This window comes from Corynebacterium sp. HMSC055A01, assembly GCF_001809405.1.
Taxonomy (GTDB): domain Bacteria; phylum Actinomycetota; class Actinomycetes; order Mycobacteriales; family Mycobacteriaceae; genus Corynebacterium; species Corynebacterium hesseae.
Window position 1 is genome coordinate 41,698 of sequence record NZ_KV797564.1, and the last position, 22,637, is coordinate 64,334.

Annotated in this window: 14 protein-coding genes; 10 read left to right on the forward strand and 4 right to left on the reverse strand. The window is 64.2% G+C overall.

The window, feature by feature from the left end:
• Positions 1–37: 37 nt before the first annotated feature.
• Positions 38–8,965 carry a type I polyketide synthase gene (locus tag HMPREF2604_RS04710; RefSeq protein ID WP_070563624.1) on the reverse strand — a complete coding sequence of 2,976 codons (8,928 nt, stop codon included), beginning with the start codon at positions 8,963–8,965 and terminating at the stop codon, positions 38–40.
• 370 nt (positions 8,966–9,335) lie between these two features.
• On the opposite strand from HMPREF2604_RS04710, the gene HMPREF2604_RS04715 reads away from it, so the two are divergent.
• Positions 9,336–10,262 carry a hypothetical protein gene (locus tag HMPREF2604_RS04715; protein WP_070563627.1) on the forward strand — a complete coding sequence of 309 codons (927 nt, stop codon included), beginning with the start codon at positions 9,336–9,338 and terminating at the stop codon, positions 10,260–10,262.
• Here HMPREF2604_RS04715 and HMPREF2604_RS04720 read toward each other — a convergent pair.
• Both HMPREF2604_RS04720 and HMPREF2604_RS04725 read right to left on the reverse strand, forming a co-directional pair.
• Positions 10,259–11,998, reverse strand: a complete 1,740-nt coding sequence (locus HMPREF2604_RS04720) for a long-chain-fatty-acid--CoA ligase (RefSeq protein ID WP_070563630.1) — start codon at positions 11,996–11,998, stop codon at positions 10,259–10,261. The two genes, HMPREF2604_RS04715 and HMPREF2604_RS04720, sit on opposite strands and share 4 nt — an antisense overlap.
• Before the next feature lie 179 nt (positions 11,999–12,177).
• Entirely contained in the window at positions 12,178–13,890 is a 1,713-nt protein-coding gene (locus tag HMPREF2604_RS04725; RefSeq protein ID WP_070563633.1) for a long-chain-fatty-acid--CoA ligase, read from the reverse strand.
• Positions 13,891–13,966: 76 nt separating this feature from the next.
• On the opposite strand from HMPREF2604_RS04725, the gene mshA reads away from it, so the two are divergent.
• From mshA to HMPREF2604_RS04745, 4 genes are all read left to right on the forward strand, one after another.
• On the forward strand, positions 13,967–15,232 hold the full coding sequence (gene mshA, locus HMPREF2604_RS04730; protein WP_070563636.1) for a D-inositol-3-phosphate glycosyltransferase: 1,266 nt from the start codon (positions 13,967–13,969) through the stop codon (positions 15,230–15,232).
• 89 nt (positions 15,233–15,321) lie between these two features.
• Positions 15,322–16,071, forward strand: coding sequence for a phosphoglyceromutase (locus HMPREF2604_RS04735; RefSeq protein WP_070563655.1), 750 nt, complete (start codon positions 15,322–15,324; stop codon positions 16,069–16,071).
• Between the two features lie 73 nt (positions 16,072–16,144).
• Positions 16,145–17,410, forward strand: a complete 1,266-nt coding sequence (locus HMPREF2604_RS04740; protein ID WP_070563639.1) for a sensor histidine kinase — start codon at positions 16,145–16,147, stop codon at positions 17,408–17,410.
• Positions 17,407–18,105 (forward strand): response regulator transcription factor, encoded by a 699-nt coding sequence (locus HMPREF2604_RS04745; RefSeq protein ID WP_070521121.1) that lies wholly within the window; start codon positions 17,407–17,409, stop codon positions 18,103–18,105. The genes HMPREF2604_RS04740 and HMPREF2604_RS04745 overlap by 4 nt, the downstream gene beginning before the upstream one ends.
• On the opposite strand, the gene HMPREF2604_RS04750 is transcribed toward HMPREF2604_RS04745, so the two are convergent.
• Positions 18,102–18,983: a DUF3109 family protein gene (locus HMPREF2604_RS04750; RefSeq protein ID WP_070533966.1), complete on the reverse strand. Its 882-nt coding sequence runs from the start codon at positions 18,981–18,983 to the stop codon at positions 18,102–18,104. The two genes, HMPREF2604_RS04745 and HMPREF2604_RS04750, sit on opposite strands and share 4 nt — an antisense overlap.
• A 33-nt stretch (positions 18,984–19,016) precedes the next feature.
• Here HMPREF2604_RS04750 and HMPREF2604_RS04755 point away from each other — a divergent pair, with 33 nt between their 5' ends.
• The 5 genes from HMPREF2604_RS04755 to HMPREF2604_RS13515 all read left to right on the forward strand — a co-directional run bounded on the left by HMPREF2604_RS04755 (position 19,017) and on the right by HMPREF2604_RS13515 (position 22,533).
• Entirely contained in the window at positions 19,017–19,946 is a 930-nt protein-coding gene (locus HMPREF2604_RS04755) for a Ppx/GppA family phosphatase (protein ID WP_083299172.1), read from the forward strand.
• Between the two features lie 9 nt (positions 19,947–19,955).
• Entirely contained in the window at positions 19,956–20,804 is an 849-nt protein-coding gene (locus HMPREF2604_RS04760) for a hypothetical protein (RefSeq protein WP_070563644.1), read from the forward strand.
• A 202-nt stretch (positions 20,805–21,006) separates the two neighbouring features.
• Positions 21,007–21,798: a pyrroline-5-carboxylate reductase gene (gene proC / locus HMPREF2604_RS04765; RefSeq protein WP_070563647.1), complete on the forward strand. Its 792-nt coding sequence runs from the start codon at positions 21,007–21,009 to the stop codon at positions 21,796–21,798.
• A 200-nt stretch (positions 21,799–21,998) separates the two neighbouring features.
• Positions 21,999–22,187 carry a helix-turn-helix domain-containing protein gene (locus HMPREF2604_RS04770; RefSeq protein ID WP_010189818.1) on the forward strand — a complete coding sequence of 63 codons (189 nt, stop codon included), beginning with the start codon at positions 21,999–22,001 and terminating at the stop codon, positions 22,185–22,187.
• A gap of 244 nt (positions 22,188–22,431) precedes the next feature.
• Positions 22,432–22,533, forward strand: coding sequence for a 30S ribosomal protein bS22 (locus HMPREF2604_RS13515; RefSeq protein WP_003855542.1), 102 nt, complete (start codon positions 22,432–22,434; stop codon positions 22,531–22,533).
• Positions 22,534–22,637 lie beyond the last annotated feature (104 nt).

Consider the following 22,637-nt stretch of genomic DNA (forward strand, 5'->3'; position numbering starts at 1 on the left):
GCTTGTTCTTAGGGCTTGCTGTTAGGGGATCTGCGCCTTAGGCGGAGGGGTAGGTGCCGTCTTCGGTGAGGCGCGCGGAGTCGTCGAGAAGCATGGCAATCTCGGCGGCCTTGGCGTCGCGTGCCGGGAGGCGGCGGCCTTCGATGACCTCGAAGAGCGGGGCGCGGCCCAGCATGCCGGCCTCAAAGTGGGCGCGGCCAGCACGCAGGCGCTGCTCGGCGCGCTCACGCCATTGGGAAGCGGCATCCGCCCCACGCTGCTGGGACACAGCCTGCTCGAACACGCCGGGGTGGGCGTAAACGATGAGCGCGCTGACGTGGCCGAAGCCAAGCGAGGTCAGTGCCGCTGCCTTCACGCTGCGTCCCGCTGCTGCGAGGTCCAGCGGGGAGCGCAGCCACACCAGGTTCGGCGCCTTCGGGGCGATGAGCGGGTCGACGCAGTCCAGGGACACGTTCGCCGGGATGCGGTGCGTGCGGAAGACGTCGATGATGCCGCCAGTCTGGAAGAGCGCGGCACCCGCCTTGGAGTGGCCGGTGAGCGTCTTCTGGGAGATGACGAACATCGGCTGGTCCTCATCGCGGCCAATCGCCGGCCACAGCAGGGAGTGCAGCTCCGACTCGTTGGGGTCGTTGGCGTTGGTGGAGGTGTCGTGCTTGGACAGGACGCTGACGTCGTTTGGCGTCAGGCCCAGACCGCGCAGCGAGCGCGCCAGGCGGGAGTTCTCCCGGCCGCGGCCAGCGCCCAGCGCACCCAGGCCCGGGGCCGGGATGGAGGTGTGGGCGCCGTCGCCATAGGAGGCAGCGTGCGCGACCACCGCGAGCACCGGCAGTCCTAAGTCGGCTGCTAGTGAGGCGCGAACTAGCAGGACCGTGCCGCCGCCTTCGCCTTCGAGGAAGCCGCCGCGGCGGCGGTCGTTGGCGCGGGAGATGAAGCGATCATCAATTCCCTTGGCAGTCATCTTCGCGGTCTCCGCGGTGGCGTTCATGTCACCGAAGCCCTGGAGGGATTCCACCTGGACATCGTCGATACCGCCGGCCACGACCACATCGGCCTTGCCCAGGGCAATCTTGTCCACGGCCTCCTCAATCGAGACCGCCGCGGTAGCGCAGGCGCCGATGGGGTGAATCATGGAACCGTAGCCGCCCACCAGGGATTGCATGGTGTGCGCCGCGATGACGTTCGGCAGGGCCTCCTGCAGGATGTCGGACGGGCGCTCCTCACCGAGGAAGCGGGTGACGAAGACCTTGTGCAGGGATTCCATGCCACCGATACCGGTGCCCTGCGTGGTAGCTACCTGACCCGGGTGAATGGAGCGCAGCAGCTCTGCCGGGGAGAAACCGGCTTGGGTGAAGGCATCCACTGCGCTGACCAGGTTCCACACCGCCATGCGGTCCAGGGAATCGAGCATGTGCTCCGGGATTCCCCACTTGGCGGCGTCGAAGTCATCCGGCATCTGCGCGGCGACGGTGCGGGTCAGCGTGGCCTTGCGCGGCACCTTGACGGTGGCACCCTGGCGGCGGGTGACCTGCCATTCGCCGTCCGCCTCGACGATGCTGACGAACTCCGGGTCCGCGTCCTGAATATCGCGGGCGGTGGCCTCCGAATCCACGGTGAAGGTGACGTCACGGTCGAGGAAGACAGTGGTGAGATCGATGGAGCCGCGGTCGGTCAGGTGGTACTTATCCGTCAGCGTGCGCACACCGGAGCGTGCGACGACCTCATCGCGGAAGCGCTCGAAGACGTCCTCCTCGGCGATCTCTTCATCGCTCTCCACCACGAACCAGCCCGGGTGCGGATCCTCGCGCCATTCCACCAGTCCGGTCATCCACGCCAGCTCCAGCACACCGGCGGCGGTCAGTTCTGCGGAACCATCGCGCTGCAGGCCAAACTCGGCCTCGAAGCGCGTGCGGCCGGAGCCCCACGAGGAGACTTCGCCGATACCGGCGATGACCACCATGTCCTCCAGATCCGTGGTGACCTGGCCAACTTCTTCCTCCAGCCCAGGCTGTACTGCTTGTACCTGGTTGGGCAGCGCGGTGATGGTCGCGGGGGCGTCCTTATCCTCGTGCGGAACTGCGTTAGCGGTTTCCGCACCGGCAGCAAGCTCGGTGAGGGAGAAGCCTTCCAAGCCACCGGTGAGGTCCTTCTCCACCGGGGCATGCGCTGCTTGCGCGCGCGAGTCGGCGCTGGCCAGATCCATGAGCTCGGTGGAAATCTCCTCCGGGCTCCACACCTTGATACCGGCCTTCTCGGCGGCGGGCACCAGCCCATCGTTGCCGCCCATGAGGTGCGTGCCAGCCACCCAGCCGATCTTGGCCTGCGCCAGGGTGACACCCTGCGGCCAGTCGGCTTCGACCTTCCACTTGTTGAGGATGGCATCGAGTGCGGCCTTGACCTCGCCGTAGGCGCCGTCGCCGCCGAAGGTGCCGCGGTTGGGCGAGCCCGGAAGGACGACGTGGCAGCGCTTGTCGACGTCCCCCTGGCTCAACCTCGCCAGCCCCGCAATGGTGCGCTCGACGGACCACAGCAGCAGGCGGGCCTGCGTCTCGGTCGTTCCGGAGGCATCCGCCAGCGAACCGGCGACACTCGGCGCGGCAAAGGGGAAGGCCAGCGTCGGGGTCAGCGCAGGCTTGAGAATCTTGACCTCGTTGCCCACGGACTCGCGCTGCTCGGTGCCGATCCAGTCGATGAGCGCGTCGATATCGCGGAAGCTCGACAGGTTCGCCGGGACCAGCCACAGGGCGGAACCGGCAGCGCCGTGCTCGGCGTAGAGCGTGCGCGCGAATTCCTTGCGGGCCTGGCTGACACGGGAAGCGGTCATGATGACGGTCGCGCCGCCCTCCAGCAGGCGCTCCACCAGCGCGGTGGCGATGGAACCAGGGGCAGCACCCGTGACCAGGGCAACCTCACCGGCGAACGCGCCGGGGGTGGTGTCCACGGCGGCCTGCGCGATGTCCTCATGCTTCCACCAGCGGGCCTGACGCGCCAGGTCCTCGCCGGCACCGCGGAAGCTCTCCACCGGGTACTCGGCCTGACCCAGCGCCACGCGGGCGAGGCGCTCGCGGGCGATGGCCCAGGAATCGTCGAAAAGCACGGCCTTGTTCGCATCGAAGGACGGCGTGACGGACTTGAGCCAGCCGGAGCCGAGCTCTGCCTCGACGGCATCGATGACGGTGGTGTCAGGGGCCTCGATGAGCTCCGGTTCGGAGTCCAAGCCCAGCTGGGAGAGAACCTGGCGGGCGACAGTCGCCAGCACGCCGCTCTCACCGGTGACGGTCTCGGCGAAGGCATCGAGCGCAGCGGAGTCAACCACGGCACCGCCACCGGCACCACCGGCGGCCGCGCCCTTGGACACGGATGCACCGTGGGTAGCGGCGACGGCTTGGACGGCGGCGTCGATCAGCTCGTGCGCCGCGGACTTCGAGGTAGCGCTCGCCGGCACGGTGCTCAGCGAGCCGCCGCGCACGGAGTCCTCCTCGCGGGAGCCGAGCAGGATCTCTGCCTCGACGTGGGCAACCCAAGACTCGGGCAGGCCCCAGGTGCCGGTGACGTAGTCCGCCACGGCGGTGGGCTTGAGGCCCGCAGCGCCGAAGAGCTGGCGCAGGCGCGCGCCGACGGCCTCACCCAGCACCGGGCCGAAAGCGGAGTAGCCCGGGGCGGCGGTGGCGACCTTCTCGCGGAGCGTGGCCACGTCGGCATCGGCGGCACCATCGATGGCCGGCACGCCGATTTCCGCGGACATGTCCATGAGCAGCTGGTTACGGCGCGAGGACACACCGTTGGTCAGCTCCTCCACGGTGTCGGAGTCCGCGATCTGATCCACGCGGATCTTGTTCTGGAAGGCGAAGAGCACCATGATGGCCTCCGCCGCGCCGAAGCGCAGCTCGGGGGCGTCGCCGGAGGCGGCGGCTGCGGTAGGCGCAGGAGCAGGTGCGGCAGCTGGCGCGGCCGCAGCCGGAGCCTCGGCAGCCTCGGCTGGTGCCTCGTTGGCTTGTGGTGCCTCCTCGGCGTCGGATTCCGGAGCGGGTTCGGCGGCGGGGGCTTCGGAGACGTCGGCAAGCATGACCTGCTCTTGGTCGCGCTCCACGTTGAGCACGCGGATGGTGCCCTCCGGGATGCCGGCGACGGCTAGCGAGCGGGTGGCCAGGTTGGTCAGGGTCGGGGAAGAAGCCAGGCCGACCTCGATGATCTGCTCGACCTTGCCAAAGAGGAGGTCCTGGGTCTCAATCCAGCGCACAGGTGAGGCGAACTGCCAGGACAGCAGCTCAATGAGCAGCAGGCGGGCGAGCTCGTGCTCGGAGAGGTCCTCCACCTTCAGCCCGTCCAGCTTGCCGGAGGGTGCCAGCGGGGCCACGGCGTCGACGAAGTCCTGGGTGAGCTCGAAGGGGCGGGCCACCAGGTTCGGGATATAGCGGCCTACCAGGGCATCGAGGTCCAGCTCCTGTGGCAGGAGCTCGTCGAGTTTTTCGGCGAAGGCCGGAACACCCTCGCGCAGCACGCGGGAGTGGAAAGGCACGTCGATGCCCGGGACCATGACCGCCGCGCGCGGGGCGATGGCATTGGCCTTGTCCACCAGGGCCTTGAGCCCCTTCTTGGTGCCGGCGACGGAGTACTGCTGACCGCGGATGTTGTAGTTAACAATCTCCAGGAACTCGCCGGTGGCCTCGGCGACCTCAGCCACCCAAGCGTCGACGCTGTCGGCATCAATACCAGCCATGTTCGGGCGCAGTGCCGCCATGGCGTATTCGGAGTTACCCTCCGCGTCGCGCGGGACCAGGCTGCCCATGGCGGAGCCGCGGGAGTAGACGATGTCGATGACACCCTCGAGGTCGAAGATATTCGCCAGCGAGGCCAGCGCTGTGTACTCGCCCAGGGAGTGGCCGGCGAAGTAGGAGGTCGGCGCCAGAGCGTCCTCGGCGCGCAGGCGCTCGGTCTGGGCATAGGCCACCACGGCCAGGGCCACCTGCGTGAACTGGGTCAGGTGCAGCACACCCTGCGGGTGGCGGAAGGTAGTTCCGCGAACGGTGAGCTCCGTCGGGTTCTCATCGATGATCTTCTGGATGCTAAAGCCCAGGTTCTCGCGGGTATGCGCATCGGCACGGCGCCACGCCTCGCGCGCTGCCGGGGAGGCCTGGCGGTCGCCCTTGCCCATGCCTTCGGCCTGGATGCCCTGGCCGGGGTAGACGTACGCCGTGGTCGGCGCGGCGAGCAGAGCCTGGCCGCGGGAGACCACCTCGCCGTCGATGCGGCAGGTGACCTCGAGGGCCTCATGGATACCCTTGCGGCCGACGCGCTCGACGGTGACCTCGATGTCATCGCCCAGCTGCACCATGCCGTACATGGAGTAGGTCCAGCCCACCACGCGGCCGTGGCGTCCGGCCACTTGCTGCGCGGCGGCCGAGAGCCACATGCCGTGCACCAGCGGTGCCTGCAGGTTCACCAGTTGGGCAGCGTTATAGGAAGTGTGGATCGGGTTATAGTCGCCGGAGACCAGCGCGAAGGGCGTCATGTCCTGCGGGGCGGTGACGGTGGCGCGGTCGACGAAGGAGCGCGGCGTCGGCACCACCTTGGTGGCGGACTTGCCGCCGCCCCACTCCGGTGCCTGGCTCGGCGCGGCGGTGCCGGTGGCGCGGCCGCGGATGGCAAAGCGGTGCATCTGCGTGGCCACGACATCACCGGAAGCGTGGTCCTTGAGCTCGAGCTCGACCGTGACGATGCGCCCAGAGACAGATTCCTCGATGGCGGTGCAGGAGGAGGTGACGTCGATCTGGCGGCCGTCGGCAAGCTGCTCCAGCGGCACGCGCAGGTCGATGACGTGGTCCAGGTGCACCGCGTTGAGCAGGCCCTCGATGACGGGGTAGCCATCCTCCAAGCGCCCGGAGCCGAGCGCGGCATAGATGGCCGGCCAGCAGGGACCGACCAGAACATCCGGGGTGCCGGCCTTCTCGGCTGCAGCATCGCCGCAGGTCACCGCGCTGTGTGCGGAGAGCAGCGAGGCGGGGAAGTGGAAGGAGTAGCCAGACTCGACGGTGGGCATCTCCGTGATCTCATCGCCCTGCTCCGCCGTGGAGCCGACACCAGCCAGGCCCTCCAGGAGGGTGAAGACGGAGTTGGGCAGGCGCTCCTCGGAGACCACCGGGGAGCCACCCGTGGCCACGTCCTCCGGCAGGTCCACAGGGACGGTGACCTCGCGAACGTAGAAGGGGCGCTGCTCCTCGGGCAGGTCATCCCAGTAGGAATCCGCGGTGATGACGATCTCCCAGTTGCCCTCGGCATCCTGGCGCAGGTCGAAGGCGTTCTCATCCATCTCATAAGCCGGGTTGGCCATGAGGTGGCCGTGCCACAACAGGGTAGGAGAAGTACGCAGGAACGCGGCCTCATCGGCGGCGGAATTCAGGCGGGAGAAAGCCTTCTGCGGGGACGAGCCCTGCTCCAGCAGCGCATCCGTGGTGGCCTGCTCGAAGCGGGCAAGCAACTCTGCCACAGGCTCGTTCTTCTTGGTAATGCCCGCCACGGCCACGGGGCCTGGGATGATGCGCACCTGGTCGGCGGTATAGCGCTCATCCTGCGCCTGCCACAAGGTGTCCTTACCAAACCAGCTCTTGAGATCACCATCGATGGCAGGAACCCACGGCATGGGCTTGACGTGCTTATAGTGCAGCGAAATCCACCAGGCGGCATCGCGCGCGGAGACCTCGGTGGTACGTGCGGCGGGGTATTCGGCCAGCAGCTTAGCGACGGCCCGCGGGGCATCGTGGACGTCCTCAACGCTGGTGAAGAGGGTTTCAATCTGGCCGTGGTCCGCCGGGTTGAGGCGGGCTTCGACGCGGTGGAGGAGATCGAGGAAGCGGTCATCCCAACTGGGATCCACGAACGGGTGGGCCAGCTCCACGAAGCGCTCCAGCCACTCGGCGTAGGTCATGGATTCCACATCGCCGAAGTAGGGTTTGCAGGTCTTGGCCAGGGCATCGATGATCTCCTGGCGGTGCGCCGGGTACTCCTCGATGCTCAGGGAAGTAATCAGGCGCGAGGCCGCCGCGAAGGAATTATCCAGGTCGTGGATGTCCGCCAGCAGGTGGGACTGGGAGGACGCCACGCCGTGCGCGCCGGTTCCGCGGCCGACCCAGCCATCGTTGTCTTCCGGGGAAATACCGGTGGTGTTGACCAGCAGGTCCTTGACGGAATCCGTGGCCTTGGCTTCCTTGGTGGCCATGGCGACGGTGCCGATGAAGACGGCGTCGACAGGCATGGCGGGTAGGCCGTGCTTTATCGCCCACTCACCGGTGAGGTAGGAGGTGGCGCGGTCCGGGGAGGCGATGCCGCCGCCCACGGCCAGGTAGACGTTGGGGTGCTGGCGGATTTCGGTGTAGGTATCCAGCAGCATGTCATCCAGGTTGACCCAGGAGTGGTGGCCGCCGGCGTGGCCGTCCTCGACCTGCATGATGATGCGGTCCTCCGGGTAGGCCGTGGCGATGGCCAGCACATCCCGGATCTGCTTTGCGGTACCGGGCTTGAAGGAGATGAAGGGGAAACCGTCAGCGTGGAGGCGGTCCAGCAGCTCGCCGGCTTCCTCTACCTCCGGAATGCCGGCGGAGATGCACACGCCGTTGAAAGCCGCACCGGCCGCGCGGGCCTTGGGTACGATGCGCGCCTGGCCGAAGTGCAGGTTCCACAGGAAGCGGTCGAAGAACATGGTGTTGAACTGCGCCGTGCGTCCAGGGCGCAAGTGCTTTTCCATGGTGGCCAGGTGCGCGCGGAAGACCTCATCGGAGTACATGCCGCCACCGGCCATCTCCGTCCAGTGTCCGGCGTTGGCCGCCGCGGCGACGATCTCACCATCGGCAGACGTCGGCGTCATGCCGCCCAGCATGATGGGGGACAGGCCCGTGAGATCGGAGAAACGAGTCTGGGTATAGGTGCGGCCATTGGGAAGCTCGATGGTGCGCGGGGCGAAGTCGGCGTAGTTGAGGGCCTTGGGCAGTTCAGTGCCTGGTGTGGCCAGCGCATTGAGCTCCTGCGGGGTGGCGGCCGAGATCACCGTGACACCCGTTCCCTCCACGACGCGGCGGGTGAGGGCGGTCAGCGCGCGGTCCAAGACAATGAGGTGCTCGGAGTTGAGTGCAGCCAGCGTGGCCGGCCAATCGTGTTCGTTGACCAGGATGGCCTCGGCCTGCGCGCGGGCCTCATCGGCGTCGAGGCCGCACTTCTGCGCCAGCGCCACGGTGCGCTCGGCCGCCATGGCCAGCACCGGGTTGTGGAAGGGAAGGGCCACGGGCAGCTCATCGAAGCGCGGGCTGAGCTCATCGCCGCCGATGGTGCGCTTCTCCAGCTCGGCGTTGAAGCCCTTGACGGCCTCCTCGATGGCGGTGCGGGTGGCAGCCAGGTCCTCCGGGCTGCCGGACAGTGCAAAGTGGCGGCGCCCGTTGACCACGGCGATGGCGGCGGTGCCGTGCAGGTGCTCAGTGACGAAGCCGCGCTCCAGGCCACGGACAGACAGCATCTGCGAGCGCGGATCGGAGCCGTTGACAGCACTGGCGGCGGTCCCCATCAGGATGGCCAGGGCGAGGGCGTGCGCCGGCTTGTCGACGGCCAACGCGCCCAAGCTTCCCTGCGAATGCCCAGCGCGCTCATTGATGTCGACGCCTAGGTCACGCAGCTGCTCGATGGCGGCAATCTGGCCCAGGACGATGCCCGGGATGGATACCGCCGGCAGCGCGTCGAGGGGACTGGACTCGGTGGAACCAGCGATGAGCTGTTCGAGGCGCTCCAGCGCGCCGGGGCAGGTGGAGGCGATGGTGCGTGCGGCGGGGCCGGTGAGGCTGCGGGCTTGGGCGAGGGCCTCACGTAGGGATTCGGCAGTGGCGGCAGTCTGCGCGGCGGTGGCGATGAAACCTTGCCAATCGGAGCCTTGTCCGGCGAAAAGTACGGCCGGGCGGGGCATGGAATGCAGCATAGTTACAGGCATCTTTCCTCTTTTGAGCTGATGGGGAACAGTGTGATGAAGAGCTGCGGGCAGACTTAGTTAGCCCTACAGAACAATCATGATGAGCCACCGTAGTCGAAGCCCTTGCGCATAGGTGTCTCCCGCGCGGAAAATGTGAGGTTTTTCTCACGTTTGGCTGCGGGTGCACTCTTTAGGGGCCCGCCGCGCGAAGTTGCACAACCTTTTGTATTCTTGGCCTCACTGCGGCGGCTCGGGGAGGAGCGGGGTGGCTCCGTAACGGTCAGCGCAGCATAGAGAAAAGAAAAATCAAGGGGGGACGATGTCTCAATCAGCAACCAAGAAAACAATCAAGACACCGGCTCGGATTAGTAAGAGCCGAGTTATCAAAACCATGACCAAGCTGGCAGGCAAGCTTGAGGAGGATTCCTCAACCGGCTTGCCCACCATCAAGATTGCCGGCGGATTCTTAAGCATCGACGTCAACGAGGAGATGGGCGGCCTCTGCGTGCTCGGGTATTGGGGTGGTGCGGTGTGCTTCGACCCGGACCGGCAGCCTTTGCGCATGGAGGTCAACGATCTCAACGGCGGTGGGATCTCCGGCAACCTCGTGGCCGAGCCCTGTGGAAGCTCCGACATGCACACCCACTTGTGGATCTTCGCACCGCCTTATCTGCCGTCGACGGCCACGAATGCTCAGCTAAAGAGCATCATCGCGGGCTATGCGGCCGAGATGTCGGCGGTCTTCGCGCGCCTGGATGAGCAGTTTCCGGAGCATCCCTCGAAGCCGCGCAAAGGGGCCGGGATCAAGCCGGTCTCTCCCCACTATTTCAGCGAAGCTTATGGTGTTTCAGTAGTGGGGATGTGGCGGGTCCACGAGCGAGCTACGCGCCTGGCGATGGTCGGCACGCCCGTCCACGTGGTGGATCACCGGAATGGGGCGGTGAGCATCCTTATCAATGAACACGCGATCACTATTGAATCCGCTCGTGATGGCTCCGGAGATATTGAGCTCAGCCTCGTCACTCCCTCCGGCCGCTGTGCCTGCGACCTTGATGCGCTCGTGCGCTGGGCTGAGTTTATGAATGGCGACCAGTACGCCTACTCAGCGCGCATCGAGGTAGTGAACCTCGATGGCGGCGAAGAGCAGGATCTCGTCCTGGTGACCACGGCCCGTATTCCCACGAAGTGGGGCTACACCGATGAGCAGCTGGATTGGCAGCTCAGCACGTTGGTGAGCCAGCTTGTCGGTGCTGGTGAAGCGTTCTACCGAACCTTCAACCCTATGCGCGTGATGCGCTATATCGACCGCGCTGCCTAGGCCGGTGCCTCTTCTCCAAGCAGCTTCAGGAGGTCCTTCTGTACTTCGCGGCGGCGGACCTTCCCCAGCTGGTCGGAGGCCAGGTGCTCGAAGTGGTAGAAGGTGCGCGGCACCTTGTAGCGGGTCAGGCGCTCGCGGCAGTAGTCCTTGAGGCCCTCCGGGTCGAGCACCGCGCCGTCCTCTAGGATGATGCAGGCCACGACGTCCTCGGATCCATCCGCACGCGGACGGCCGACGACGGCTACGTTGGTGACGTCTGGGTGCTGGCGGATCACGTCTTCCACCTCGGCCGGGTAAATGTTGAAGCCGCCGGTAATGATCATTTCCTTGATGCGGGAGACGATCTTGATGAAGCCATCGGACTCCATAACCGCCATGTCGCCCGTGCGGTACCAGCCGTCGTGGAAAGCCTGCTCGGTGGCTTCCGGCATGTTGAAATAGCCCTTGAATACCTGCGGTCCGCGCACGAGGAGCTCGCCCGCGGTGCCATCCGGCTGGGTCTCGCTGAGGTTGTCTGGGTTGCCGATGCGCACCTCGGTATCCGGGAAGGGGATACCGATGTAGCCGGGGCGGCGGTTCTTGTTGAGCGGGTTCGCGGCCACGATCGGCGAGGTTTCCGTGAGCCCGTAGCCTTCTACGAGCAGGCCGCCGGTGACCGTTTCCCATTCCTCAACGATCTCCGCCGGTAGCGCCGCTGCGCCCGAAAGGCTGTTCTCGATGCCGTGCAGATCGATGCCCCGTTCCTGGGCCGCTTCCATGACCTTGGCGTAGATCGTGGGCACGCCCGGCATCCAAGTAGGGCGGCGCTTCTTCATGATCTCGAGAAGAAGCGGCACCTTGGGAGCTGGGGTGAGGACGAGCTCACCGCCGATGTGCACGCCGAGGGCGGCGATAAGGGTGAGGCCGTAGACATGGAAGAGGGGGAGGGCGGCGAGCATGCGCTCGGCCTTCTTGCCCAATTCGGGGACCCATGCTTCCGCCATCTTCATGTTGCAATACAGGTTGGAGTGGGTCAGCTCCGCGCCTTTGGGCCTGCCGGTGGTTCCGGATGTGTAGAGAATGAGTGCGGTGTCATTGAGATCGACCTTCGCATCCTCCAGCTTGTAGCCCTGCCCGCCGATGGCGCGCCCCGTGAGCACGTTCCACGGCACGGTATTGGGAGCAGCAGCCGAGAGCTCCGCGCGCTTGTCCTTGATGAAGGGAAGCGGCAAGCGCAACAGCAGCTGCTTGCGGCGCGGCATGGCCTCGACCATGTTGACCGTAACAATCGTTTCGAGCGGTGTGGAATCACGCAGCTTCTCAAAGGTGGGGCTCGCCTTATCCCAGACCACGGCCACGCGGGCGGCGTGATCCTGGAAGAGGGGCTCGAGCTCAGCCGCGGTATAGAGCGGGTTGTGCTCCACGACGGTTGCTCCCAATTTCAGGATGGCGTAGAACACCGCCACGTGTTGGGGGCAGTTGGGCAGTGCTACGGCGACGCGATCACCGGGACGGATGCCGAAGGCCTTGAGGCCCGCCGCGGCGGCGCGCACGTGGGTATCGAGTTCGCGGTAGGTCATCTGGTGACCGAAGAACCACGTCGCCGGCCTGTCGCCGAATTCCTCCACGGTCTCTCGGTAGGAGTCCAAAAGCGTTTCGGTGCCGTAGTCCAGATTAGGTTTAGTCCACTCAGGGTAGTACTGGAGCCAGGCTTTCGTCTCAAAGGCGGAAGAGGCCTGAGCAGGGGCTTCGGTCATGTTCGCGAACTCCTTAGGTGGTCAAACTTGTTATGTGTGAAATAGTATAACTAATTTGTGACGGAAGTCTCGCAAATCTTTGCAAAGTTGCTTGCAGTAACGAAATCTTTTCGGGATAAATCAATAGCCCCGGTGATGTGCGTTTATCACGCAGGGATCGGTTCCGGGGCTATGGCGTGCTACTTCTCCGCTTTGAGGCGCTCGAGCAGATCCGCCTGAACCTCGCGGCGGCGAATCTTGCCCAGCTGGTCGGTGGCCAGCTTTTCGAAGTGGTAGAAGGTGCGCGGCACCTTGTAGCGGGTCAGGCGCTCGCGGCAGTAGTCCTTGAGGCCTTCGGGGTCGAGCGCGGCGCCGTCGTTAAGCACGATGCAGGCCACGACGTCCTCCGCACCGTCCGAACGCGGGCGGCCCACCACGGCGGCCTCCGCCACATCTGGGTGATCCAGCAGGGTTTCCTCAACCTCACCGGGGTAGACGTTGAATCCGCCGGTGATGATGATCTCCTTGATGCGGCTGACCAGGCGGATAAAGCCGTCTTCCTCCATCACACCCATATCGCCCGTGCGGAACCAACCATTGTGGAAGGCCTTCTCTGTGGCTTCCTCATCGCCGAAGTAGCCCTTAAAGATCTGCGGGCCGCGGGCCAGCACCTCACCTTCTTCGCCATCCGGCATGGTCTCATCAAGGTTGTCCGGGTTGGCAATGCGAATCTCGGTATCCGGGAAGGGGATACCCACGTAGCCGGGGCGGCGGGCATCACTCATCGGGTTACCCACGATGATGGGCGAACACTCCGTCAGGCCATAGCCCTCCACGAGCATGCCGCCGGTGTACTTCTCCCACTTCTCCACGGTATTGACAGGCAGGGTCGACGCTCCGGAGAAGGCCGCGCGCACGCCGTCCAGGGAGACGTCATCTTCTTCCGCCTTCGCCACGATGCGCTCGTACAGGGTTGGCACGCCCGGCACCCAGGTCGGGGTGTGCTTCTTCATCAGGTCCATGATGAGCGGCATCTGCGGGCTCGGCAGCAGAACCAGCTCGCTGGCGATGAGCGGTGCCAAGGTGGCGTTCATGGTCAGGCCGTAGGCGTGGAAGAAAGGCAAGGCTGCGAGCATGCGCTCCGGAGAATCGCCCAGGCCCGGGACCCAGTGCTTGCCCATGAGCAGGTTGGAGAAAAGGTTGCCGTGGGTCAGCTCCGCGCCCTTGGGGCTACCGGTGGTGCCGGAGGTATAGAGGATGAGCGCGGTTGTGTCCTTGGTGACGTCCTCCGGCGTGATGACATCAGAACCATCGCCGCCAATGGCGTTGCCCACGAGGGACTCCCACGGCACCGTGTTCGGTGCCGGGGCGGTGAGCTGATCGCGCTTGGACTTCAGCGGCGGGATAGGCAGGCGCAGGGCCAGGCGCTGAGGTGTCGGCATCGCGTTGATCATATTGATGGAGACGACGGTCTCCAGGGAGGTCGTCGGGCGCAGCTTCTCCAAGGTGGAGGCCGTCTTATCCCAGGAAATAGCGATGCGCGCGCCGTGGTTCTGGAACAAGCCCTCCAGCTCGTGGGCAGTGTAGAGAGGGTTGTGCAAAACCGCGATGGCGCCCAGCTTGAGCACGGCCCAGAAGGAGGCGATGAACTGCGGGCAGTTGGGGGCGACGATGGCCACGCGGTCCCCCGGGCGCACCCCGAAGGCGCGCAGGCCGGCGGCGGCGCGGCGGACCTGCTTATCCAGCTCGGCGTAGGTTTGCGTGCGGCCGAAGAAGTAGGTTGCCGGCTTGTCGGGGTGGAGCGCGAGGTTGTTGTCGTAAACGTCGAGAAGCGTGGTGTCCCCGTATTCCAGGCTGTGCGGTGTCCACTCTGGGTAGTACTGGAGCCACGCATTGGACTCGTATGCCGACATCGATTCACCTTTCGGTCGCGTAGGTTAAGGTACGGGCCAGTATAACGCGGGTCGTTTCGGGATACACTGGGAAATTATGCGCATCGCGATGATTTCCATGCATACCTCGCCCCTTGAGCAGCCCGGTTCCGGGGATGCGGGTGGCATGAACGTCTACGTTCTCAACACTGCTCGCCAGCTCGCACGTCGCGGCGTGGAGGTCGATATTTTCACCCGCGCCACGCGCCCCAGCCAGGGTGAGGTGGTGGGCGTCGAGGAGCGCCTGCGCGTCATCAACATTGTGGCGGGGCCCTATGAGGGCTTGAGCAAGGAAGAGCTGCCCACCCAGTTGGCTGCGTTTACGGGCGGGATTTATAACTTCGCGCGCTGCTTTGAGGTGGACTATGACGTCATCCACTCTCACTATTGGCTCTCCGGTCAGGTGGGCTGGTTATTGCGCGATCTGTGGGACATCCCCCTCGTCCACACCGCACACACGCTGGCCGCGGTGAAGAACGTGCACCGCACTCTCGATGACACCCCAGAAACTGAGGCGCGCCGCATCTGTGAACAGCAGCTGGTGGATAACGCTGACATCCTGGTGGTTAATACAGCCCAGGAGACTCGCGATCTGATCGAGCACTATGATGCATCGCCGGACAATATCGTTGTGGTCTCCCCGGGTGCGGACACGGAACTCTATACCCCGGGCACCGACCGCATGACGGAGCGTGCGCGCCGCCAGCTGGGCATCCCGCTGCACACCAAGGTGGTGGCGTTTGTGGGCCGCCTGCAAAAATTCAAGGGCCCTGACGTGCTCATTCGCGCAACGGCGGAGCTGATGGAGCGCGATCCGGATCGCCGCCTGCGCGTCGTCATCTGCGGTGGTGCTTCGGGGGCGAATTCCTCGCCGGATACCTACCACAACCTCGCCCGCGAGCTGGGGGTGGAGCGCGTCGTGCGCTTCCTCAGCCCGCGCCCGCCACAGGAGCTCGTAGCCATCTATCAGGCCGCGGATATTGTCGCGGTCCCCAGTTATAACGAGTCCTTTGGGCTGGTGGCCATGGAGGCTCAGGCTTCCGGAACGCCCGTCGTGGCGGCGGCTGTCGGCGGCTTGCCCATCGCGGTTGCGGACGGTGATACTGGCCTGCTTGTCCACACGCATTCGGCGCAAGATTGGGCGGATGCGCTGGAGCAGTTGCTTGACGACGACCCCCGCCGCATCGCCATGGGTGAAGCCGCCGTCGATCACGCCCAGCAGTTTAGTTGGGCGGCGGCTGCCGGCCAGTTGGAGAACATCTACGCCGACGCGATGAGTATTGAGATTCCGGACTGCCACGCGCGCCGGGCAATCGGATACTAATCCCACATAAGCGGGCATAAACCCACAGTTAGGGGTGATGTGCCCGGGTTCACAGGCAAGCGGCCGAAAAACGTGGCATGCTGGTGTTTATGAGTAACGGAAAGCTGATTCTACTTCGACACGGACAGTCCGAATGGAACGAGTCCAACCAGTTCACCGGTTGGGTTGATGTCAACCTCACCGCCAAGGGTGAGGGTGAGGCCAAGCGTGGCGGCGAGCTGCTCAAGGAACAGGGCATCTTGCCGAACGTTGTCTACACCTCCCTCCTGCGCCGCGCCATCCGCACGGCCAACATTGCGCTTAATGCCGCAGACCGCCACTGGATTCCGGTCGTGCGCGATTGGCGCCTGAACGAGCGCCACTACGGCGCACTGCAGGGCCTCAACAAGGCCGAGACCAAGGACAAGTACGGCGAGGAACAGTTCATGGCATGGCGCCGCTCCTACGGCACCCCGCCGCCGGAGCTGGAGGACGGCGCCGAGTACTCCCAGGCCGGTGACCCGCGCTACGCCAACCTGGATCAGGTTCCGCGTACGGAGTGCCTGAAGGATGTCGTCGAGCGCTTCGTTCCTTACTTCGAAGAGGAGATCCTCCCGCGCGCCAAGAAGGGTGAGACCGTTCTCATCGCCGCACATGGCAACTCCCTGCGCGCGCTGGTCAAGCACCTGGATCAGATCTCCGATGAGGAGATCGCCGGCCTCAATATCCCGACGGGCATCCCGCTGGTCTACGAGATCGCCGAAGACGGTTCCGTGGTGAACCCGGGTGGCACCTACCTGGATCCGGAGGCTGCCGCTGCTGGTGCAGCCGCCGTGGCCGCGCAGGGTGGCAAGAAGTAGCCGAAAACCGCTACGTGCTGCGCACGATCCCCAAGGAGCCTATACTCCTTGGGGATTCTTTGTAGGGGCGTGAATGATTGTGGAACTGGTACTAGCTTTCCTGGCCGGCGTGGTGGCCTGCGGCCTGGCCATACCGGTGATCGCCCGGGTCCGCGAGCGCCTAGTGCGCCGCCGCGTCCGTGATGCGGATGCGAACCAGGTCACCAGCGTTAGCCAGGTCTTGCACCTCGCCGTGTCCGGCTCTCCAGCCGGGATGGCCGTGCTCTCGCGGTCCAAAGAGATCATCTTTTCTAACCCTGCCTCCCATGAGATGTCGATGGTGCACGACCGGGCGGTGAACCCCGATCTGTGGAAAGTTGCGCAGGAGGTTTTCGAGGATAAAGAGACCCGAACGCTGGACCTATCTATCCCGAAGCGCCGCACCGGAAATCGCGTGATTCAGGTGCGTGCGGTGGTCCAGCCGCTGACGCTGAACGACGATCGCTTTGTCATCGTCTACGGCACCGATGAGTCCGAGTCGGTGCGCATGGAATCCGCTCGCCGTGACTTCGTGGCCAACGTCTCCCACGAGTTGAAAACCCCGGTGGGTGGCATCGCGCTGCTGGCTGAGGCCCTCCTTGAGGACACCGGGAATCCCGAGCACGTCGAGTATTTCGGCAGCAAGGTGCAGAAGGAGGCGGCGCGTATGGCCGACATGGTCAGCGAGCTCATCTCCTTGTCTAAACTGCAGGGCGCGGAGGCGCTCCCGGAAATGGAGCCGCTCGATCTCGATGAGATCATCGATGAGGCCATTACCCGCAACCAGCTTGCCGCCGATTCCCACCACAATCAGCTCACCCGCGGTGATTCGGAGGGGGTCCAGGTCATGGGGGACAAGTCCCTCTTGGTCACGGCGATCTCCAACCTCATCTCAAATGCCATCCACTATTCGCCGGATGAGATGCCGGTGTCGGTCACGCAGAAGGTCGTCGGCGGAAAGGTCGTCCACATCCGCGTCACCGACCGTGGCATCGGCATTGCCCCGGAAGACCAGAAGCGGGTCTTTGAGCGCTTCTTCCGCGTGGATAAGGCGCGGTCCCGGCAGACCGGTGGAACCGGCCTTGGTCTGGCCATTGTGAAGCACGTCGTGGCTAATCACGGCGGCAATATCAAACTGTGGTCACGCCCCGGAACTGGCTCGACGTTCACAATCGAGCTCCCTATCTACGCGGAAGAAAAGCCAGCAGATAATCTTATTCATCGGGATAATATAGAAGACGGGGCCGTCAGCTCCGCCGCCCCTGGTTTACAGCGCGCCGTGGCGCGCGTAGCCGCTCGTCGAAAGGATAAAGCGCAATGACCACCATCCTCATCGTTGAAGATGAAGAGTCGCTGGCCGATCCCCTCGCCTTCCTCCTCCGAAAGGAGGGATTCGACGTTCTCCTCGCCCCGGACGGGCCCAGTGCGCTAGAACAGTTCGCAGCGAACCACGTGGACATCGTCTTGCTGGACCTCATGCTGCCAGGCATGTCCGGAACGGACGTGTGCAAGCAACTGCGCGCGACATCCTCTGTGCCGGTGATCATGGTGACCGCGCGCGACTCTGAAATTGACAAGGTCGTGGGGCTCGAGCTGGGCGCAGATGATTACGTGACCAAGCCCTATTCCTCTCGCGAACTCATCGCCCGCATCCGCGCGGTGCTGCGCCGCGGCAACGATGCCTCTTCCGATCACGGTGAAGAGGAGCCCGACGAGCAGATTCTGGAAGGCGGCCGCGTGCGCATGGACGTGGAGCGCCACACCGTGCTTGTCGCCGGCGAGCCGGTTTCCATGCCGCTCAAGGAGTTTGATCTCCTTGAGTACCTGTTGCGCAATTCTGGGCGCGTGCTGACCCGCGGTCAGCTCATCGACCGTATTTGGGGCGCGGACTACGTGGGCGACACGAAGACTCTCGACGTCCACGTCAAGCGCCTCCGCTCCAAGATCGAGGCCGAGCCTTCCCACCCGCAGCAGCTCGTGACGGTGCGCGGCCTGGGCTACAAGTTCGAGGCTTAAGCGCCAGGGTCCGCTGGGTGCCGCGGGAACTCGACTCCGGAGCGCGCCCGGGCCTCGCAGTGCTTGGCCAGGATTTCGTAGCACTCCTCGCCGAGTAGCGCGATCAGCTCGGTCTTCTGCGACTTCCACAGCGGTTCTTCCGCGGTGTGGCAGGAGGGATCGGCCGAGCAATACCAATCGAAGTCCTCGCCGCCGTTGCCCCATCCGCGGCGGTCGTACTCACCGATGGTGGTGCGTAGGATTTCCTCCCCGTCGGGGCGCTCCTCATAGTCTTCGTGCCGGCGAATTGGCAGCTGCCAGCACACTTCGGGCTTGACCACGGTGAGCTCTTCCCCCGCGTCGAGCGCCCACTGATGGATAGCGCAGCCCGCGCCCGTGGGCCAGCCGGCGCGGTTGGCGAAGATGCAGGCGCCGGCGACAAGCGGCGTCTTCAGCGCCGGTTCCGGCTCGCCATCATCGCCGTCGAGTTCATCCCACTCCAGCCACGGTTCCAGTTCCTCGGGCTCACCGTGCTTCAGGAACTCATCTACCCCCTCTGGGCGGTGCTGCCAGAAACGTGCGGGCATGCGGGCGACGGCGTCGCGAAGCTGCTCTCGATCCGTCTCATCGGCCATGTATGCGCCGTGCACGCAGCAGCCGACGTCGGGCTGTTGCTTATCGATGCCGTGGCACCTCTCCGTCCCAAACTGGCAGGCATAGTGCGATTCGAGCCAAGTCAGGTCGATGGAAAAGACGTGGAGTGGATCGTGCGGATCCGTAAATTCGAACCACTCTCTGGGGAAGTCGGGGGCCTTTTCGCGGCCGGCGATAATGGAAGCCGCCGCGGGGGAGGAGGCCGGAAAACCCAGGTAAACTTCTTTTGATTTCGGGCGATTCACACCTACCCACGGTAGACCTACTACTGTAGAGGCGTGCGATTAGGTGTATTAGACGTCGGAAGTAATACCGTCCACCTCGTTGCGGTCGATGCCGCAACCGGTGGGCGGCCTTCGCCGATGAGCGATTGGAAGACCCCGCTGCGTCTGGTGGAACAGCTAGACAAAGACGGCAACATCCATGAGAAGGGCATGAAGAAGCTCATCTCCGCCGTGGGGGAAGCCGCTGAGTTGGGCGACAAGCTGGGCTGTGACGAGTTCATTGCCTTTGCTACTTCTGCCGTGCGCTCGGCCACTAACTCGGCCAAGGTTCTCGATGAAGTTGAGAAACAAACCGGCGTCCGCCTCGAGATCTTGTCGGGCGAGGAGGAAGCTCGGTTGACCTTCCTGGCCGCCCGCCGTTGGTATGGCTGGTCCGCTGGCCGCATTACCAACCTCGACATCGGTGGTGGCTCGCTGGAGCTGTCCACCGGTACCGACGAGCATCCGGAAATGGCTTTCTCCCTCGATTTGGGAGCAGGCCGTCTGACTCACAACTGGTTCGATACCGACCCGCCGGAAAAATCCAAGGTGAACCTGCTGCGGGATTATATCGATGCGGAACTGGCCGGCGTCGCCGATAAAATGCGCGCGCTGGGCCCTGCCGGGTTGGCCGTGGGTACCTCGAAAACCTTCCGCACGCTGGCCCGATTGACAGGTGCTGCGCCGTCCTCGGCGGGCCCCTATGTGAAGCGCACGCTCACTGCGCCGGGCCTGCGTCAGCTGATTTCCTTCATTTCCCGTATGACTGCAGCTGACAGGGCGGACCTTGAGGGTGTAAGTTCTACCCGATCGCATCAGATCGTCGCCGGCGCTTTAGTGGCGGAGGCGAGCATGCGTGCCCTGGGAATCGAAAAGCTGGAGATCTGCCCCTGGGCTCTCCGAGAAGGTGTCATTTTGCGCCGTACCGATAAGGGACTGGAATAGGAAAGAAACGTGGCTGACAAGAAACAGTTGACAGTTGCGGAGCTGCTGGCCCGTAACGCGAAGGACCGATCCGGCGAGGAGAAGAGCTCGCGCCGCCATCGCCGGAGCCTTGACGAAGGCGGCATCTCGGTTGCGGAGCTGACCGGCAATCTCGAAAAGGTCAAGGCAACTCCGGCAGAGGCTAAGCACTCGAGTGTCTCCATCGATGAGCCGGCCCCGGTTATTCCTGCGCCGAAGAAGGAGAAGAAGGAGAAGCCTCAGCAAGAGACACCTCAGCAGGAGGCCCCGCAGAAGGACGCTGATAAGTCTCACTCCGCCGCCCCTGCGGAGAAGCCAACCGAATCTGAGTCCAAGCCTTCCCAGCCCTCTGACGAGGACACGCGCGTAATCCAGAAGGTCAAGGACGAGCCCAAGAAGGCTGAAGACAAGGCCCAGTCAAAGGTCGAGTCCAAGGCTGAGCTGAAGACCGAGGAAAAAGTTGAGCCAAAGGCCAACGACAAAGTCGAAGACAAGGCCGAGGATGACACCTTTACCACGGGTGAACTCGAGGCAGTCGACCATGATGTTGAAGAGTACGACGAGGACTATGACGAGGAGGACGAGGGCAAGCTCAACCCCTTCGCCGTCGTCCTGCTCGCCCTCGTGGGCATCGTGCTCGGTGCCATCGTGTTCAAGGGCTTTGAGATTCTCTGGGACCGCTTTGACCGCTTGGTCGTCGTGGTACTCGGCGTTGTTGTCACCGGCGTCATCGTCGGAATCGTCCACGCACTCCGCACGAGCCGCGATGGTTTGTCCATGTTCCTCGCAGCCGTGGCCGGTCTCGTGCTGACCTTTGGCCCGCTGCTCGTGGTGATGTAGGCACCGGCCCAAAGGGCATCTTCTCAAAGGCATCTGCCAGAAGGTACTTTTGCCCCTGAGAACGCCATCTATCCTTCTGTAAATGGCATATTCAGGGCAGAAAACGCCTTCTGGCAGATGCCTTTTGCATGTGTAAGGGTAGCGTGCGAGCAGCCCTGTTGATTGGTGGCCGCGTCCTGGCCTTTCTGGCACCCTGGAAAGCATGACAAAAATTGCAGTACTTGGTGGAGGACAAATCGGCGAAGCCCTCGTTTCTGGGCTGGTGCATGCGGGCTATGATGCCGCGGACATCGTGGTGACCAACCGCCGCACTGAGCGCGGCGAGGAGCTGAAGAGCGCCTACGGCGTCAGCGTCACGAGCGATAACGCCGCGGCTGTCGACGGCGCCGACTACATCTTCGCCTGCGTGAAGCCTTATGCCATCGTGGAGCTTCTTGAGGGGCTCGACATCCCACAGACGGCCGTGGTTGTGTCCATGGCAGCCGGCTTAACTCTCGAGACCCTGGAGAAGGCCGCTGGGGAGGGCGTGCCGGTCGTCCGCGTCATGCCGAACACCCCCATGTTGGTGGGCAAGGGTATGTGCACCTGCGCGGGCGGCACCCACGTGACGGAGGAACAGCTCGACGGCGTGGTCAAGCTCCTGGAGGCTGTCGGCGAGGTTGCCGTCATTGAGGAAAAACACATTGATGCTGCTACCGCTCTGGCCGGCTCCGCACCCGCCTACTACTTCCTAGTCACGGAGGCGCTGATCGACGCCGGCGTGCAGCTCGGCCTCACCCGCGATGTTGCCGAGAAGCTAGCCACCCGCACCGCACAAGGCGCCGGAACGATGCTGGCTGAATCCGGCAAGGATCCGGTTGCTTTGCGCGCAGGGGTGACCTCCCCGGGGGGAACCACTGCCGCCGCTCTTCGCGAGCTCGAGGAGTCTGGCCTGCGGGGTGCGTTCTTCCGAGCCGCCGAAGCCTGCACCCAGCGTGCGCAGGAACTTGCCTAAAACTTCCCGTCGCCCTGGGAGCCCTGTGGCACGTGTTACCACACGGGCTTCAAGGGCAGCAGCGGTGCGAAAGAGGAAAAAATTAGCTCTTGGGTCGCATTAGTCACAGGTTTCACGCTAAGCTGGCAGGAGCGCGTGCGTGATAGTCCTGTGGGAGGGGAAGCCTACAGCGCGTCACGTGCTGAAGGGTTAAATAAACTATGACGAATGAAGATAAGGGAACTTTCCTGACCATCGCCGAAGTTGCGGAGATCATGCGTGTCTCCAAGATGACGGTCTACAGGTTGGTTCATGCAGGTGACATGCCGGCCGTGCGCGTGGGACGCTCGTTCCGCGTTCACGAATCCGCCGTCAAGGAATACCTTGAGGCTTCCGTATACGGAGCCTAGCGTTCACCTCTTTCTGGCAGCGCCCACCACTGCGGACCCCTCGCGGTCCACGGCGGTGGGCGCTGCCCTTAGTTTTGGTGCTGGGCAGGCCGCTAGGTAAGATAGTGAACATTCGTTTCGGCACTGGCATGCCTGCGTCTCCCTGTTTTGCGGGGACCGCCTCGAGTGCACCGTGGGTGGTTTTGTTCCAGGCGTTGCCGGCCGGGTTACGTACGTACTGATACCGAAAGTGAGGAAACCTGCTATGGGTTCTGTCATCAAGAAGCGCCGCAAGCGCATGTCCAAGAAGAAGCACCGCAAGATGCTGCGCCGCACCCGTGTTCAGCGTCGTAAGCTGGGCAAGTAAAGCTTCGCCTGCAACTCCCCGCATGGTCCTTTTGGGATCGTGGCGGGGAGTTTCTGCTATCTATTCTCCCTTCTAGGCTTAAGGGACATTTCGTGTGGATTTGC

Excerpts from the sequence above, each read along its gene's own strand:
- HMPREF2604_RS04745 (WP_070521121.1), top strand. The coding sequence starts at position 17,407 with ATGACCACCATCCTCATCGTTGAAGATGAAGAGTCGCTGGCCGATCCC.
- proC (WP_070563647.1), top strand. The coding sequence starts at position 21,007 with ATGACAAAAATTGCAGTACTTGGTGGAGGACAAATCGGCGAAGCCCTC.
- HMPREF2604_RS04715 (WP_070563627.1), top strand. The coding sequence starts at position 9,336 with ATGACCAAGCTGGCAGGCAAGCTTGAGGAGGATTCCTCAACCGGCTTG.
- HMPREF2604_RS04740 (WP_070563639.1), top strand. The coding sequence starts at position 16,145 with ATGATTGTGGAACTGGTACTAGCTTTCCTGGCCGGCGTGGTGGCCTGC.
- HMPREF2604_RS13515 (WP_003855542.1), top strand. The coding sequence starts at position 22,432 with ATGGGTTCTGTCATCAAGAAGCGCCGCAAGCGCATGTCCAAGAAGAAG.
- HMPREF2604_RS04735 (WP_070563655.1), top strand. The coding sequence starts at position 15,322 with ATGAGTAACGGAAAGCTGATTCTACTTCGACACGGACAGTCCGAATGG.
- HMPREF2604_RS04710 (WP_070563624.1), bottom strand. The coding sequence starts at position 8,965 with ATGCCTGTAACTATGCTGCATTCCATGCCCCGCCCGGCCGTACTTTTC.
- HMPREF2604_RS04725 (WP_070563633.1), bottom strand. The coding sequence starts at position 13,890 with ATGTCGGCATACGAGTCCAATGCGTGGCTCCAGTACTACCCAGAGTGG.
- mshA (WP_070563636.1), top strand. The coding sequence starts at position 13,967 with ATGCGCATCGCGATGATTTCCATGCATACCTCGCCCCTTGAGCAGCCC.
- HMPREF2604_RS04770 (WP_010189818.1), top strand. The coding sequence starts at position 21,999 with ATGACGAATGAAGATAAGGGAACTTTCCTGACCATCGCCGAAGTTGCG.
- HMPREF2604_RS04720 (WP_070563630.1), bottom strand. The coding sequence starts at position 11,998 with ATGACCGAAGCCCCTGCTCAGGCCTCTTCCGCCTTTGAGACGAAAGCC.